The sequence below is a fragment of the Prauserella rugosa genome (assembly GCF_000719975.1).
In the GTDB taxonomy this organism is placed as follows: Bacteria; Actinomycetota; Actinomycetes; order Mycobacteriales; family Pseudonocardiaceae; genus Prauserella; species Prauserella rugosa.
Genome location: NZ_JOIJ01000012.1, coordinates 53,471 through 68,235 on the forward strand (window position 1 = coordinate 53,471; position 14,765 = coordinate 68,235).

15 protein-coding genes are annotated in these 14,765 nt (G+C 68.1%); 7 read left to right on the plus strand and 8 right to left on the minus strand.

Annotation, left to right across the window (positions count from 1 at the left end):
- Positions 1–5: 5 nt before the first annotated feature.
- The 4 genes from qcrB to ctaE form a co-directional block, all read right to left on the minus strand.
- On the minus strand, positions 6–1,712 hold the full coding sequence (gene qcrB, locus IF64_RS0117175) for a cytochrome bc1 complex cytochrome b subunit (RefSeq protein WP_051757941.1): 1,707 nt from the start codon (positions 1,710–1,712) through the stop codon (positions 6–8).
- Complete coding sequence (gene qcrA / locus IF64_RS0117180) at positions 1,709–2,854, minus strand: cytochrome bc1 complex Rieske iron-sulfur subunit (protein WP_030533154.1); 1,146 nt, start codon at positions 2,852–2,854, stop codon at positions 1,709–1,711. The genes qcrB and qcrA overlap by 4 nt, the downstream gene beginning before the upstream one ends.
- A 2-nt stretch (positions 2,855–2,856) precedes the next feature.
- Positions 2,857–3,684 carry a cytochrome bc1 complex diheme cytochrome c subunit gene (gene qcrC, locus IF64_RS0117185; RefSeq protein WP_030533155.1) on the minus strand — a complete coding sequence of 276 codons (828 nt, stop codon included), beginning with the start codon at positions 3,682–3,684 and terminating at the stop codon, positions 2,857–2,859.
- 66 nt (positions 3,685–3,750) lie between these two features.
- Positions 3,751–4,380, minus strand: a complete 630-nt coding sequence (gene ctaE / locus IF64_RS0117190; protein ID WP_030533156.1) for an aa3-type cytochrome oxidase subunit III — start codon at positions 4,378–4,380, stop codon at positions 3,751–3,753.
- Positions 4,381–4,592: 212 nt separating this feature from the next.
- Here ctaE and IF64_RS0117195 point away from each other — a divergent pair, with 212 nt between their 5' ends.
- Both IF64_RS0117195 and trpD read left to right on the plus strand, forming a co-directional pair.
- Positions 4,593–5,003, plus strand: a complete 411-nt coding sequence (locus IF64_RS0117195; RefSeq protein WP_030533157.1) for an amidohydrolase family protein — start codon at positions 4,593–4,595, stop codon at positions 5,001–5,003.
- A 9-nt stretch (positions 5,004–5,012) separates the two neighbouring features.
- A complete protein-coding gene (gene trpD, locus IF64_RS0117200; RefSeq protein WP_030533158.1) occupies positions 5,013–6,074 on the plus strand; it encodes an anthranilate phosphoribosyltransferase in 1,062 nt (353 codons plus the stop codon).
- A gap of 117 nt (positions 6,075–6,191) precedes the next feature.
- On the opposite strand, the gene IF64_RS0117205 is transcribed toward trpD, so the two are convergent.
- Both IF64_RS0117205 and ctaC read right to left on the minus strand, forming a co-directional pair.
- Positions 6,192–6,611, minus strand: coding sequence for a cytochrome c oxidase subunit 4 (locus IF64_RS0117205; RefSeq protein WP_030533159.1), 420 nt, complete (start codon positions 6,609–6,611; stop codon positions 6,192–6,194).
- Between the two features lie 100 nt (positions 6,612–6,711).
- On the minus strand, positions 6,712–7,668 hold the full coding sequence (ctaC, locus tag IF64_RS0117210; RefSeq protein ID WP_030533160.1) for an aa3-type cytochrome oxidase subunit II: 957 nt from the start codon (positions 7,666–7,668) through the stop codon (positions 6,712–6,714).
- A gap of 250 nt (positions 7,669–7,918) precedes the next feature.
- Here ctaC and asnB point away from each other — a divergent pair, with 250 nt between their 5' ends.
- The 3 genes from asnB (at position 7,919) to IF64_RS0117230 (ending at position 11,413) form a co-directional block, all read left to right on the plus strand.
- Positions 7,919–9,847: an asparagine synthase (glutamine-hydrolyzing) gene (gene asnB / locus IF64_RS0117215; protein ID WP_030533161.1), complete on the plus strand. Its 1,929-nt coding sequence runs from the start codon at positions 7,919–7,921 to the stop codon at positions 9,845–9,847.
- Between the two features lie 98 nt (positions 9,848–9,945).
- Positions 9,946–11,079 (plus strand): DUF2510 domain-containing protein, encoded by a 1,134-nt coding sequence (locus IF64_RS26675; RefSeq protein ID WP_036876967.1) that lies wholly within the window; start codon positions 9,946–9,948, stop codon positions 11,077–11,079.
- 148 nt (positions 11,080–11,227) lie between these two features.
- Positions 11,228–11,413: a hypothetical protein gene (locus IF64_RS0117230; RefSeq protein ID WP_030533164.1), complete on the plus strand. Its 186-nt coding sequence runs from the start codon at positions 11,228–11,230 to the stop codon at positions 11,411–11,413.
- A 214-nt stretch (positions 11,414–11,627) separates the two neighbouring features.
- On the opposite strand, the gene IF64_RS0117235 is transcribed toward IF64_RS0117230, so the two are convergent.
- Entirely contained in the window at positions 11,628–11,999 is a 372-nt protein-coding gene (locus IF64_RS0117235) for a HesB/IscA family protein (protein ID WP_030533165.1), read from the minus strand.
- 148 nt (positions 12,000–12,147) lie between these two features.
- Between IF64_RS0117235 and IF64_RS0117240 the strand changes: the two genes are divergently transcribed.
- Both IF64_RS0117240 and IF64_RS0117245 read left to right on the plus strand, forming a co-directional pair.
- Complete coding sequence (locus IF64_RS0117240) at positions 12,148–12,822, plus strand: DUF3043 domain-containing protein (protein ID WP_030533166.1); 675 nt, start codon at positions 12,148–12,150, stop codon at positions 12,820–12,822.
- Between the two features lie 64 nt (positions 12,823–12,886).
- Complete coding sequence (locus tag IF64_RS0117245; protein WP_030533167.1) at positions 12,887–13,885, plus strand: aldo/keto reductase family protein; 999 nt, start codon at positions 12,887–12,889, stop codon at positions 13,883–13,885.
- Positions 13,886–14,048: 163 nt separating this feature from the next.
- On the opposite strand, the gene IF64_RS0117250 is transcribed toward IF64_RS0117245, so the two are convergent.
- Entirely contained in the window at positions 14,049–14,750 is a 702-nt protein-coding gene (locus IF64_RS0117250; RefSeq protein ID WP_145600672.1) for an IspD/TarI family cytidylyltransferase, read from the minus strand.
- Positions 14,751–14,765: the final 15 nt, after the last annotated feature.

The window sequence follows — 14,765 nt, forward strand, 5'->3', positions numbered from 1 at the left end:
CCTCGTTACTCCCGCGTGCCCGAGCCCGCAGGCGAGCCCTGCGAGGCGTCGGTGTCCGCGGTGTCGGCGCTGTCGGCCGAGTCCGAGGACTCCAGCTCGCGAGCACGCTGCTGACGCTCGTGCTCGGCGTGCGCGGCCTTGAGGGCGGCCGTCTCGTCGGCCGGGTCCGGCGACCACCAGCCGCCCGCGACCGGCTGACCCGACGAGCCCAGCTTGTTCATCTTCTTCGGCACCGGCGCGCCCTGGTACTCCAGCGGCAGCGGGTGACCGTGGTCGTCCACCGGGCCGAGCGGCTGGTGGACCTCGATGAACTCACCGTGCGGCAGGCGCTTGATGATGCCCGTCTCGATGCCGTGCTCCAGCACTTCCCGGTCGGATCGCTGCAAGCCGATGCAGATCCGGTACGTGATGAAGTACGCCAGCGGCGGCAGCAGCAGGATGCCGATCCGACCCATCCACGTCGTCGCGTTCAACGAGATGTCGAAGGCGAACGCGAAGATGTCGTTGAAGCCGGACATCTCCAGCACCATGAAGAACGTCAGCGCCATGACGCCGAGACTCGTCCGTACCGGTGCGTCCCGCGGACGCTGCAACAGGTTGTGGTGCGCGGTGTCCTTCGACAGCTTCCGTTCGATGAACGGGTAGGCGATGAACACCGTGAACAGGATGCCCATTCCGATCGCACCGGCGAAGAACACCGGCGGCACCGTGTAGTTGCCGATGTACAGCTCCCACGCGGGCCAGATACGGAGGATGCCGTCCGCCCACGCCATGTACCAGTCGGGCTGCGAACCGGCCGACACCTGGGACGGGTTGTACGGGCCGATGTGCCACACCGCGTTGATCTGGAACAAGCCCGACATCAGCGCGATGAACCCGGTGACGACCGCGAAGAAGGCACCCGCCTTGACGGCGAACACCGGCATGATCCGGACGCCGACGACGTTGGTCTCCTTGCGCTTCACGCCGGGGAACTGCGTGTGCTTCTGGTACCAGACCAGCGCCAGGTGCACCGCGACGAGCGCGAGCATGATGCCCGGGATGATCAGGATGTGCAGCGTGTACATCCTCGGCACGATCACCGTGCCCGGGAACTCGCCACCGAACAGCGCCCAGTGCAGCCACGTGCCGACCACCGGCACCGACAGCACGATGCCGGACAGCGTCGCGCGGATACCGGTACCGGACAGCAGGTCGTCCGGCAGCGAGTAGCCGAAGAAGCCTTCGAACGCGCCCAGGATCAGCAGCAGCGCACCGATGATCCAGTTGGCCTCACGCGGGCGCCGGAACGCACCGGTGAAGAACACGCGCAGCATGTGCACGACCATCGACGCGACGAAGATCAACGCCGCCCAGTGGTGCACCTGCCGGACGAACAGACCGCCCCGGACCTCGAACGAGATCTCGAGCGTGCTCGCCATCGCGCGGGACATCTCGATGCCCTGCAGGTTCTCGTACGGCCCCTCGTAGACGACCTCGGCCATCGACGGGTCGAAGAACAGCGTCAGGTAGACGCCCGAGAGGATGACGATGATGAAGCTGTAGAGCGCGATCTCCCCGAGCAGGAACGACCAGTGCGTCGGGAAGACCTTGTTCATCTGGTGCCGCAGGCCCTTGGACAGCACGTACCGCTGGTCGGCGTTGTTCGCCGCCTCGGAGGCGTGCCGGGTGAGAGCGCTGGAGCCCTTGGTCGGTGTCGTCAGTGAGCTCATGACTTGCGCTCCCAGAAACCGGGTCCGATCGGCTCGATGAAGTCGTGCCGGGCGATGAGGTAACCATCACTGTGCACCGTGATGGGCAGCTGCGCGAGCGCACGCGTGGCGGGCCCGAACACGGGCTTGGCGTACTGGAGCGCGTCGAACTGCGACTGGTGGCACGGGCACAGGATGCGGTTCGTCTGCTGCTCGTACAGCGACGTGGGGCACCCGACGTGGCTGCAGATCTTCGTGAAGGCGAAGAAGTCGCCGTAGTTGAAGTCCTCCTGGCCCTTGCGCTTGACGGCCCTCGCGGCGTCGTCCGGGCGCAGGCGGATCAGCATGACGGGGTTGTCACTGCGGCGGACCGCGTGCAGCAGCGCCTCGTGGTCACCACGCTCCGACTCACGGAACGGGAACACCGTCTCCATGCCACCCGCGTCGATCTCCTCGGGACGCACGAGCGAGACCTCGTTCGCGTCGCCGGTGTGCCGCCGCAGGTAGACGATCTCGCCCGGGTACTGGGGCTGCCAGCCGGTGTGGACGAGGCCGTCCTTGTTGTCGGCGTCGGCGTGCGGGTCCTTGATGAACGACGCCACCGGCAGCGCGACCACGCCGAGGCCCAGTGCACCGACGCCGAGGCCCGCCGTCCGCTTGATCATCGAGCGGCGGCCGATCGTGGAACGCTCACCGGCGTCCGCGAGGTGCGCGACGATGGTCTTGCGGTCGACCTCGGGCGAGCCCTCACCCATGTTGTCCGTGCGCTGCTGGATCGCCGTCTCGTTCGGGATGAACTTCTTGGCGTACAGCAGCACGCCGAAGGCGATGCTCAGCACCGAGATACCGAGCGTGATGCCCAGCACCGGGGTGTAGAGGCTGTACCAGAAGTGGGCGGTCTCGTTGCCCCGCGGCTCGTACTGCCACGGCCACCAGATGAGCGCCACGACGAAGGCCAGCCCGGCCAGCGCCGCGACCAGGAACCACAGCGCCACGGCCCGCTCGGCCCGCTTCTCCGCCTTGGTCCCCTTGACCGGCCACGGGTCCGGATAATCGACGATCTCGACACCGTCCAGCTGGCCACCCAGCTTGACGAGGTCGTCGCGGTTCATCTCCGCGAGCTCCTCGTCCGAAGGACGGGGTCCTGGCTCGTTGCCACTCATGCCTATGCCCTCGATCCAATCCACAGGGTGGCGCCGATCAGAGCGCCGATCCCCACGACCCACGCGATGACGCCTTCGGAGGCCGGTCCGAGGCCACCCAGCGAGTTACCACCCGGCTGGTTGTTGCCGTCGCTGACCGACTTCACGTAGGCGACGATGTCCTGCTTCTCCTCAGGAGTCAGCTGCCGGTCCGAGAACTTCGGCATGTTCTGCGGGCCGGACTGCATCGCGGTGTAAATCTCGTCCTCGCTCGCCGGGGCGAGTTCGGGCGCGTACTTGCCCGACGAGAGCGCACCGCCCTGGCCGGTGAAGTTGTGACAGGACGCGCAGTTGAGGCGGAACAGCTCGCCACCACGAGCCGGGTTGTCCCCCTGGAGCGCCTCGCCCGTCTCGTTCGGTTTCTGCGGGCCGCCACCGTGCGCCTGGATGTAGGCGCCGAGCGCGTCGATCTCCTCGGGCGTGTACTTCGGCGGCTTGCGCGCGGCCTGTGCCTCCTGGCGCACCATCGGCATCCGGCCGCTGGAGACCTGGAAGTACACCGCCGACTCGCCGACACCCACGAGGCTCGGGCCCTTGTCCTCGACGCCCTCGAGGTTCGAGCCGTGGCACGAGATGCAGGTGTTGTTGTAGATCTGCTCGCCCTTGCGCATCTGGGCGGGATCGGCCTGCGCCTGGGCCGTCTGGGGCTCGGGAGCGAACACGGCGTACAGCCCGCCTGCGCCGATCAACGCCATCGCGAGCGCGGCGAATCCGGCGACACGCCTACGGAACTTCGAGCGGCGCCCCGCTCGCCGGTCGCCCGTCGTGGCGGGCTTCTTCGTGGAGGTCATCTTCTGCGGCAACCCTTGCTGTCAGTTCGGCCGTACTTGGAAGAACGGATCACAGTGGTCAATGCGTCAGGGGACGATGTAGATCACCGCGAACAGGCCGATCCACACGATGTCGACGAAGTGCCAGTAGTACGACACGACGATGGCCGAGGTGGCCTGCGCCGGTGTGAACTTGCTCAGCTTCGTCCGGATGAGCAGGTAGACGAACGCGATCAGGCCACCGATGACGTGCAGTCCGTGGAAGCCGGTCGTCAGGAAGAAGACGGTGCCGTACGCACCGGAGGGGATCGTCACACCCTCGCTGATCAACGTGATGTACTCGCCGGCCTGCCCGAGCACGAAGACCGTGCCCATGAGCAGCGTGATCAGGTACCAGCGGCGCAAGCCGAAGACGTCACCGCGTTCGGCGGCGAACACGCCGAACTGACAGGTGAACGACGACGCCACCAGGATGACGGTGAACGGCAGCGCGTAGGCGATGTCCAAGTGGATCAGCTCGCCGGTGGCCTCGTTCACCGGCGGCCAGTGGCCGGTGTCGTTCTGCGCCTTGACCGTGAAGAACATCGCGAACAGCCCGGCGAAGAACATGAGCTCGCTGGACAGCCAGACGATGGTCCCGACGCTGACCATGTTCGGCCGGTTGAGCGAGTGCACTCGCTGGCTGATGTTGGGAGCTGCCGTTGTCACGAGTCGCATTATGTCTGCTCCCCTCCGGGCTGTGCAGGCCGGGTCCTACGGAGAGTCGTGGAAACCTCATGATCGCCGGGGTCGCTCCAGGTCGGGGCGTTGTCGGCCACCGGTGATCATCCTCGTCCGCGAGCAGGAGACGCGGCCGTGGGCCATGACATAACATCGACGCGCGGCAGCGACGAGGCTGCGCGCGAACCGGTGACATGGAGGACGGCAACATGACCGACCAGGCGAGGCGGATCCTCGTGTTCAGCCACCGCCCCGAGGTCCGGGACGCGATCATGACCGCGATCGGCCGCAGGCCCGCTGCCGATCTGGGAACCGTGACCTACGTCGAGGTCTCCGGGGTCGGCGACGTGCTCGCGGAGATGGACGAGGGGAACGTCGACCTCGCGATCCTCGACGGGGAGGCCCAGCCCACCGGCGGTATCGGACTGTGCAGGCAGCTCAAGAACGAGATCGAGCCCTGCCCGCCGATCGCCGTCGCCGTCCGGCGTGCCGACGACCGATGGCTCGCCACCTGGTCACAGGCGGACGCCGTCCTCGTGCATCCGCTCGACCCGCTCACCGCAGCCGAAACCATCGCCGAGGTGTTGCGCACGCAGCACCTCACACCAGTACAGGGTTGATCACCGCACATGACCGACGAACTCACCTGGCCCTCCGTCCTGGGCAGGCTCATCGACCGCGCCGATCTCTCCGAGACCGAGACCGCATGGGCGATGGACCAGATCATGTCCGACGCGGCGACCCCGTCCCAGATCGGCGGATTCGCCGTCGGGCTGAGGGCCAAGGGTGAGACGCCCGCCGAGATCGCGGGCATGGCCTCGGCCATGCTCGCCCACGCGCGCACGCTCGACATCGACTACCGGGCCGTCGACATCGTCGGCACCGGGGGCGACCGCGCGGGCTCGGTGAACATCTCGACGATGTCGTCCCTGGTCGTGGCAGCGGCGGGAGCGCCGGTCGTCAAGCACGGCAGCCGCGCGGCCTCGTCGAAGTCCGGTGCCGCGGATGTGCTCGAAACCATGGGTGTGGCAATCACCATGTCGCCGGAGAACGTCCTGCGGTGTGTCGAACAGGTCGGTATCGGGTTCTGTTTCGCCCCCGCGTTCCATCCCGCGCTGAAGTACGCGGGCGCCACGCGCAGGGAACTCGGCGTGCCCACGACGTTCAACATGCTGGGTCCGCTCAGCAACCCCGCCCAGCCGTCGGCGAGCCTCATCGGCTGCGCCTACAAGGACAAGACCCGGGTGCTCGCCGAGGTGTACGCCCAGCGTGGCCACGACGTGCTGCTCGTGCGGGGTGACGACGGTCTCGACGAGATCACCAACACGACCACCACGACGGCATGGGTCATCTCCGGTGGGCGGATCCACGAGACCACGATCGATCCGCGGGCTCTGGGCCTTCCTCTGAGCACGGAGGCCGATCTGAAGGGCGGAAGCCCGGAGGTGAACGCCAAGGTCGTCCACGAGCTCGTCAGCGGCAAACCGGGCCCCGTGCGCGACGCCGTCCTGCTGAACGCGGCCGGCGCACTGGCGGCCTACGAGGGCTTCCCCCGATTCTCCGCGGACGCGGACCTGACCGAGGAGCTGCGCGGGCAGCTGGCCCGGGCTGCCGAGGTCATCGACTCCGGCTCGGCCGCCGAGCTGCTGCAGAAGTGGATCTCCTTCTCGGCGACGACCGCGAACGACTGAACACCGCTTCCGCCGGCGCCCGGCGCTCCGCACAGACCACCGCGCACAAACACGCCACATAGAGCAAGCCCCGCTCCGTATCCGTCCGGAGCGGGGCTTGCCGTATGAGCGGTGAGATCAGTGGTGGCTGGGTCCGGTGTGGTACTCGAACACCAGGCCGCCGATCGTGATGAGCAGGCCGATGATCGCGAAGATCAGCAGCCAGATCTGGAAAAACGCCAGCGCCACACCGCCGAGGGCCGCGCAGGCGGCGAGCCCGAACGGCCAGTAGCTGCCGGCGCTGAAGAAGCCCAGCTCACCGGCACCGTCGCTGACCTCGGCCTCCTCGTTGTCCTCGGGGCGGGCTGGGATGCGGCGGCCGACGAAGCGGATGTAGCTGCCGACCAGCAGCGTCAACCCGCCGGTCAGGATCAGTGCGACGGTGCCGATCGGCTCGACCCCGTCGTCGGTCATGACGCCCGTCATCACGCCGTAGACGACCGCCACGAAGAACGCGAAGACCATGACGATGTCGAACAGCCTGGCTTCGTTCTTCATGTGCCCTGTGTCCTTACTGGTAGCTCAGCGTTCGTGATCAGAGTACTGAGTGGATCCGGTTGCTTCAGGTGGTTCCGCGGGGCCGCGCCGGCGAGGCCGGTCAGCCCGTCGCGGTCCGCAGGGTGCGGTCCGTCGAGAACGGCTGGGTCGTCGTGGCGGTCGGGCTGCACAGCTCCTCGTCGCAGCCCTCGTCCTGCAGCTTCTGCAGCGCCTCGGCTGCCGTGTTCGGGCGACCCGTCTGCTGGTTGGTCTCGGTGCGCAGCTCGATGTACCGGTCGTAGAGCTCCGGCGACAGCGCGCGCACCTCGAAGTTCATCATCGCGTGGTAGGTGCCGCAGAGCTCGGCGCAGCGGCCGACGAACGCGCCCTCCCTGTCGATGGTGTTCTGGAAGACGTTGTCCTGGTTGTTCTTCTCCGGGAACGGCATGACGTCCCGCTTGAAGTTGAACTCGGGCACCCAGAACGAGTGGATGACGTCGGTCGACCGCAGGTTGTACTGGATCTTCCGGTCCGTCGGCAGGACCAGCAGCGGGATCTCCGAGGAGCTGCCGACCGTCGAGACGGTCTGGCCGTCGTCGGTCTTCGCCTCCTCGGGGTAGGCGAACTCCCAGTTCCACTGGAACCCGATGACGTCGACGGTCACGTCGGGCTCCTCCTCGTTGGCCAGCACCTTGCTCTCGGTGGTGGCCGTGAAGAAGAACAGCACGCAGACCATGATCACGGGCACGACGACGCAGAAGAGCTCGAGCGGCACGTTGTACTGGAACTGCCGCGGCAGCGCGTCCTCACCGGAGGCGGACGGCTTCTTCCGGTGGAAGGCCATCGTCCAGAACATCAGGCCCCACACGATGACGCCGACGACAAGAGCTGCGACGACCGACCAGGTCCAGAAGGTCCGCATGCTGTCGGCTTCGGGGGTCACGCCCTCCGGCCACCCGAACCGCAGGACCTCCTCGCCGGAACACCCGCTCGCCAGCACGGCGACGAGCCCGGCGAGCACGGCCACCTTGGCGACCTTGCCCCGGCCTGAGTTCCGGGTGCGTTCTGGAACGCCCACTGCGCGATGCCTCCTCGCCCGATCACTACGTGACGTAGGGGGACTTTAGCCGAGCTGAACCGGATCGGCGCCCAAGGGGTATCCCTGCCCCCGCCGCCGTAACCCCGCACACATGCCGGGCATACTGGCGACTCCAGCGCTGCGTCGCCTCCGCCGCCGGTTCGCACCGGTCCCGCGCAGGGCCGGGTCGCGGGCGGCAGGTGGGGTCTGATCAGCGAGCACGATGAGCGAAAAGGGTGTGTGAAGACGCGTGTGCGGCCTGCTTGGACTGGTGTGTCCCAGTGAAGACGAGGCGGCGAAGGCACGGCCCGCCGTGGGTCAGGCATTGCGCTGTCAACGTCATCGGGGCCCCGACGAGACCGACACCTGGGCCGACGGCGAGATCGTCTTCGGGTTCAACCGGCTCGCCATCATCGACGTCGACAACTCGCATCAGCCGCTGACCTGGGGGCCGCCGGAGAACCCGACGCGGTACACCATCAACTTCAACGGCGAGATCTACAACTACGTCGAGCTGCGTGAGGAGCTCGCCCGCGAGCACGGTGCGACCTTCACCACAGAGGGCGACACCGAGGCCATCGTGGCGGCCTACCACCACCTCGGTCCCGCCGCGGTGGGCCGGCTGCGCGGCATGTTCGCGTTCCTCATCTGGGACTCGGAGAGCAAGGTCGTCTTCGGTGCGCGCGACCCGTTCGGCATCAAGCCGCTGTTCGTCTCCTCCGGGCCGAACGGTGTCGCGTTCGCCAGCGAGAAGAAGAGCCTGCTCGAGCTGACCGACACGCTCGGCCTCTCCAACGAGCTGGACCGCACCGCGCTGCAGCACTACCTGGTGCTCCAGTACGTGCCCGAGCCGGAGTCGCTGCACCGCAACGTGCGCCGCATCGAGTCGGGCACCTCGTTCACGGTGTCGCCGGGCGGCGAGCTGCGGACCGACCGCTACTTCTCCCCCGAGTTCCGCACCAAGGAGGTCTCGGGCCCCGCGCAGACGGCGTCGCTGCACGAGGAGGTGGCCGAGGTCATGCGCGACTCGGTGGCCAAGCACATGCGTGCCGACGTCACCGTCGGGGCGTTCCTGTCCGGTGGCATCGACTCGACCGCGATCGCCGCGCTGGCCAAGGAACACAACCCGAACCTGATCACGTTCACCACCGGTTTCGAGCGCGAGGGCTACTCGGAGGTGGACGTCGCGGCCGAGTCGGCCGCCGCGATCGGGGTGAAACACGTCGTCCGCACCGTCTCCGCCGAGGAGATGATGGAGACGCTCCCGCTGATCGTCTGGTACCTCGATGACCCGGTGGCCGACCCCGCACTCGTACCGCTGTGGTTCATCGCCCGCGAGGCGCGCAAGCACGTGAAGGTCGTGCTGTCCGGTGAGGGCTCGGACGAACTGTTCGGCGGCTACACCATCTACCGCGAGCCGCTGTCGCTGGCTCCGTTCGAGAAGATGCCCGGCGCGCTGCGCAAGCTGGCGGGCAGCGTGTCGAACCTCATCCCCGAGGGCAAACGGGGCAAGGACCTGCTGCGCCGTGGCTCGCTGCCCCTCGAGGAGCGCTACTACGGCAACGCGCGCCTCTTCCGCGACGACCAGCTGCGCGAGGTGCTGTCGGTGTTCACCGAGGGCGTGGGCCACCAGGACGTCACGCGCCCCTGGTACGAGCTGTCCCGCGGCTGGGACCCGGTCTCGCGGATGCAGCACGTCGACCTGTTCACGTGGCTGCGCGGCGACATCCTGGTCAAGGCCGACAAGGTCACGATGGCCAACTCGCTGGAGCTGCGCGTTCCGTTCCTCGACTCCGAGGTGTTCCGCGTCGCCTCCGGCATCCCGCTCGACCAGAAGATCACCAAGGAGACGACCAAGTTCGCCCTGCGCAGGGCGCTCGACGGCATCGTCCCGCAGCACGTGCTGAACCGGCGCAAGCTCGGCTTCCCGGTGCCGATCAGGTTGTGGCTGCGCGACGAGATGTACGAGTGGGCCCGCGGCATCATCGCCGACTCGCAGACCGGCCACCTGCTCGACAAGGCGGCGGTGCGCGCCCTGCTCGACGAGCACCGGGCGGGCACGCTCGACCACAGCCGCAGGCTGTGGGCCCTGCTGGTGTTCATGATCTGGCACGGCATCTTCATCGAGAACCGCATCAAGCCCGAGGTTCCCGAGCCGCAGTACCCCGTGTACCTCTGACGTTCCTCTCTGAGGTCCATCCCTGACGCCGTTCCCGGTGCCGGCGCACCCGCCCGTAACGCGGGCGGTGCGGCGATCGGGCGCCTACACTGCGGGCCATGTCGCAGCCGGCACCGGGCTGGTATCCGGACCAGGCCAATCCGCATCTCGTCCGCTGGTGGGACGGGTATCGGTGGACCTCACACACCCAGCCGGTACCACCGCAGCAGCCCCCATCAGGACCCCAGCAGGGAGCTGCGCAGTACGGGGCGCCCCACGGCGGGCAGCAGTACCCGCCCCAGTACGGCGGTGTTTCCCAGTACGGCGGTCTTCGCCAGCCCGGCGATACGTCCCAGCCCGGCGGCGCGGCGCAGTACGGCGGTGCGGGGCAGTACGGCGGTGCGGGGCAGGCTGGGGCTCCGCCCGTCGCGGCGCAGCAGCCACCGGCCACGCCTCAGCCAGCACTCCACCCGGCCCCGCAGCAGTCACCACCTCAGCAGCCGCCCCAGCAGTCTCAGCAGCCGCCTCAGCCGCCTGCGCACGCCGCGTCCCAGTTCGGCCCGCAACCGGGGCAGAGCGGTCTCGTTGCGCAGACGCCTACCCAGCAGGCTCCTGCTGGGCAGGCGATGGCCCAGCTCGGGGCGGGGCCGATCTACGGCGCACCGGCCATCACCATCGTCCAGGACAAACGTCTGTTCGTCGGGATGCTGGCGAGGGCGAGCTACGCGATCACCGATCAGAACGGCTCCGCCATCGGCGTGATCGCCCAGGTGCAGCCGGACGAGGCGAAGCAGGACCGCACGTTCAGCGACGACGGCGGCGGGCTGGGACTGTCCCAGCATTTCGAGCTGCTCGACGCAGCGGGCACGCCGTATTTCCACGTGGCGCGTGCGCTGCGGTTCCGGTCGGCGGCAAAACCGCGGTTCGACGTCACGCTGCCCAACGGCACGCCGATCGGACACGTCGAGTCGGAGAAACTCGTCGGCCGCATCACGCTGGGTCTGTACTCCGGTCACGCCCGCATCGGACAGCTCAAGCTCGGCGGGATGCGCAACAACGTGCTCAACCTGACGGACGCGAGCGGGCAGAAGGTCGTCGACTGCCAGCGCAAACCGCCCGCGTTCAGCCGCGAGGACGCCTACATCCTCACCAGGCCGTACCAGACGCCCGAACCGCTGGGCACGCTCGTACTGGCCGGGATCATCGCGGTGGACAACGCCTTCTTCGCCCAAAGCAAGGCGTCCTTGTTCTGATGCGTGGTTCTGGTGCGTGGTTCTGATGCGTGGTTCCGGCACGCGCCGGCCCTGCTCGTAACCCCGCCGAGCGACTACCGAGCGGTAAGACACGACTACCCGGCGGTAGGGCTGTCGGCGCCGCCGTTCGATCCCTACCTTCGGCGCGGTGAACAGCATCCAACGCAGGTCGGAGCCCGAGTCGATCGACGAACTCGTCTCCGACTGCCGCCAGATCCCCCGCCCCGAAGACACGTCCCAGGTCCCCACGCCGCGTGCCGCGCCCGCCGCACAGCCGTGGACGGTCGACGAAGCATGTCACGCTCAGGTTGCAGAGCTGGACGCGTACGTGTGACGGAAGGCAAGCTCTGAGACGGCCGCGATCAACGGCGATCGCGGCCCCTCACTCCCCGCAGGCCACGACACCCCCGATGGGCCACGGCGCGGAAGCGGTCCCGCGCCGGAGGGGACGACCATCGATTCGAATACGCCACGAGCGCCGACCCCGTAGGGCCGGCGCTCGTGGCGTATTCGAACTCTCGCGTCCGTGGACTGCGCGGAGCGCAGACTCAGTGGAACGAGTCGCCGCAGGCGCAGGAGCCACCCGCGTTCGGGTTGTCGATCGTGAAGCCCTGCTTCTCGATCGTGTCGACGAAGTCGATCTGGGCACCCTCGACGTACGGCGCGCTCATCCGGTCCACGGCGACCCGCAGGCCGTTGAACTCACGGAACAGGTCGCCGTCGAGCTCACGCTCGTCGAAGAACAGCTGGTAGCGCAGGCCAGCACAGCCGCCCGGCTGCACCGCGATGCGCAGGTGCATGTCGTCGCGACCCTCCTGGTCGAGCAGCGCCTTCGCCTTCGACGCGGCCGACTCGGTCAGGATGACGCCGTGCGTGGCCTCCTCGGCTGCGGTGTTGCCGGTCTGCTCAGCGGTCGTCATGGCACTCCTCAAATCTATGCAGGGCTCGGGGTCTCTACCGGAGCCAACACGGAGGACGTCCGTCTTGTTCCCTGTTCTGCTCCCGTCATGGTGTCACATGTTTCGACCGGCTGAACATCGGCAGTGAGCACTGCAATACCCTGGCGGTGTGAGGTTCCTGCGCCGCAACAACGCCGACAAGACCGAATCGGACCCCGCCGACGAGACCGCCGTCGGCGTCGACGAGTCCGACGGATCTCACACGCCCAAGGGCTACACCCCGGCGAAGGGCAGGCCGACGCCCAAACGTGCCGAGGCCGAGGGCAAGCGCCGCGGTCCGGTGGCCCCGCCTCCCACGACCACCCGGGAGGCCATCCGCCGTAACCGGGAGCTGAAGAAGCAGAACCCGGTCACCAAGGAGGACAAGGAAGCGCGCCGCGCCGCGGCCAGGGAGCGCCGCGAGCGCATGCTGGCAGGCGAGGAGCGTTACCTGCTCCCCCGCGACCGTGGTCCGGTGAAGGCGTACGTGCGGGACCTGATCGACTCGCGCCGCAACGTGCTCGGCCTGTTCATGCCGCTGGCCGTGCTGGTGTTCGTCTCACTGTTGGTGCCGGTGGTGGCGATCCAGCAGTACGCCACGCTCGTCACGACGATCTTCCTGCTCGGCATGCTGGTGGAGGGCTTCATCAACGGCAGGCGGGTCGCGAAGGCGGCGCGGGAGCGCTTCCCCAACGAGCACATCCGTGGCGCGTCGCTGGGCTGGTACGCGTTCGTCCGTGCCAGCCAGCTGCGTCGCCTGCGCGTCCCGAAGCCGCGCGTCAAGCCGGGCGACCCGATTCCGTAAGCGAGATCGATGCCACCCCTTCCGGTTCGTTAGCTATGCAAAGCACCGGGAGTAGGGTGGCGACATGGAATTTCGACGGCTCGGCCGCAGCGGCCTCTCGGTCAGTGAGATCTCGTACGGCAACTGGCTCACGCACGGTTCGCAGGTGGAGGAGGACCAGGCGCACGCCTGCATCAAGGCGGCGCTGGACGCCGGCATCACCACCTTCGACACCGCTGACGTCTACGCGAACACCGCAGCGGAGTCGGTGCTCGGCCGCGGCCTGAGGGACCAGCGCCGCGAGAGCCTGGAGATCTTCACCAAGGTCTTCTGGCCGACCGGCCCGAAGGGCCCGAACGACAAGGGCCTCGGCCGCAAACACATCATGGAGTCGGCCCACGCCTCGCTCCGGCGGCTCGGCACCGATTACGTGGACCTGTACCAGGCGCACCGCTTCGACCACACGACTCCGCTCGAGGAGACGATGCTGGCGTTCGCGGACCTGGTGCGGCAGGGCAAGGTGCTGTACGTCGGCGTCTCGGAGTGGACCGCGGAGCAGATCACGCGCGGCGCCGAACTGGCCCGCGAGCTGAAGATCCCGTTCGTGTCGAACCAGCCGCAGTACAACATGCTGTGGCGGGTGATCGAGGACCAGGTCGTGCCCGCCTCCGAGCGCGAGGGCATGAGCCAGATCGTCTGGTCGCCGATCGCTCAGGGCGTGCTCACCGGCAAGTACAAGCCGGGTCAGCCCGCGCCGGCCGGGTCCCGCGCCACCGACGAGAAGGGTGGCGCAGGCGCGGTGCGGCGCTTCATGCGGGACGAGGTGCTCGAGCGTGTCGAGAAGCTGACGCCGCTGGCCGAGCAGGCCGGGTTGTCGCTCGCGCAGCTCGCGGTGGCGTGGGTGCTGCAGAACCGCAACGTGGCCTCGGCGATCATCGGTGCCTCGCGGCCCGAGCAGGTGCACGAGAACGTCAAGGCCGCGGGTGTGAAGCTCGACGCGGACCTGATGGCCGCCATCGACGACACCCTCGGCGACGTCGTCGAAACCGACCCGAGGCACACCAAGAGCCCCGAATCGCTCTGACCATCCCGGTCAGTGCCTGTCGGTGCCTGTCGGTGCCTTTCGGTGCCGGTCGGTGCCTTTCGGCGCCCGGGGCACCTTCAGTGCCCGCCCGCCTGTCGCCCGTCGTCGCCGTCCGAACGGCGACGACGGGCATCGGCGGGCCGGGCCGGCGCACCGCGCAGCGTCAGCGCGTGGCCAGCACGTGTTCGGCGATCGCGAGATCGTGCGGGTACGTCACCTTGATGTTCTCGGCCTCCCCCGCGACACAACCGACCGGCACCGCGGAGAACCGCTCCATGCAGGACGCGGTGTCGGTGCCGACGAAACCCTCGCGGGCGGCGTTCTCGTAGGCCTCCAGCAACGGCCGAGCGCGGAATCCCTGCGGGGTCTGGACCCGTACGTTGCGGCCGGGACCGGGTTCGCTCGCCACCGCCCCCTCGGGCGTGACAGCGACGACGTCGTCGGCCTCCAGCGCCGGAATCGCACCGCCGTGGGCGCGCGCGTGGTCGAGTACGCCGGCGATCAACTCCGGCCGAACGAGCGGCCGCGCTCCGTCATGGATGAGGACGGTGTCCACAGTGCCGTCCGAGATTCTTCCCGCCAGACTCCGCAAAGCCGCGAGTTCGGAGTCCTGACGCGTCTGCCCGCCGTGCACGATCTCGAGGTCAGTGGCCGTGGTCTCCGCTCGCACCGCGTCGACCAGGTCGCGGTCCCCAGGTCGCGTCACGAGCACGAGCACACCGATGTCGGGCACACTCGCGAACGCGTCCAACGACCACGTCAGGACGTGACGTCCGGCCATCGGCAGGTACACCTTGTTGACGGCGGCACCGACCCGTGACCCCGACCCACTGGCCAGGACCACACCCGCCGCGTTCCCTCGCATCACGGGCACGAGCAT

What these genes read in the sequence shown, in the direction of transcription:
- qcrB (WP_051757941.1), bottom strand. Translation starts at nt 1,712, where the DNA reads ATGAGCTCACTGACGACACCGACCAAGGGCTCCAGCGCTCTCACCCGG.
- qcrA (WP_030533154.1), bottom strand. Translation starts at nt 2,854, where the DNA reads ATGAGTGGCAACGAGCCAGGACCCCGTCCTTCGGACGAGGAGCTCGCG.
- qcrC (WP_030533155.1), bottom strand. Translation starts at nt 3,684, where the DNA reads ATGACCTCCACGAAGAAGCCCGCCACGACGGGCGACCGGCGAGCGGGG.
- ctaE (WP_030533156.1), bottom strand. Translation starts at nt 4,380, where the DNA reads ATGCGACTCGTGACAACGGCAGCTCCCAACATCAGCCAGCGAGTGCAC.
- IF64_RS0117195 (WP_030533157.1), top strand. Translation starts at nt 4,593, where the DNA reads ATGACCGACCAGGCGAGGCGGATCCTCGTGTTCAGCCACCGCCCCGAG.
- trpD (WP_030533158.1), top strand. Translation starts at nt 5,013, where the DNA reads ATGACCGACGAACTCACCTGGCCCTCCGTCCTGGGCAGGCTCATCGAC.
- IF64_RS0117205 (WP_030533159.1), bottom strand. Translation starts at nt 6,611, where the DNA reads ATGAAGAACGAAGCCAGGCTGTTCGACATCGTCATGGTCTTCGCGTTC.
- IF64_RS26675 (WP_036876967.1), top strand. Translation starts at nt 9,946, where the DNA reads ATGTCGCAGCCGGCACCGGGCTGGTATCCGGACCAGGCCAATCCGCAT.
- IF64_RS0117235 (WP_030533165.1), bottom strand. Translation starts at nt 11,999, where the DNA reads ATGACGACCGCTGAGCAGACCGGCAACACCGCAGCCGAGGAGGCCACG.
- IF64_RS0117245 (WP_030533167.1), top strand. Translation starts at nt 12,887, where the DNA reads ATGGAATTTCGACGGCTCGGCCGCAGCGGCCTCTCGGTCAGTGAGATC.
- IF64_RS0117250 (WP_145600672.1), bottom strand. Translation starts at nt 14,750, where the DNA reads ATGCGAGGGAACGCGGCGGGTGTGGTCCTGGCCAGTGGGTCGGGGTCA.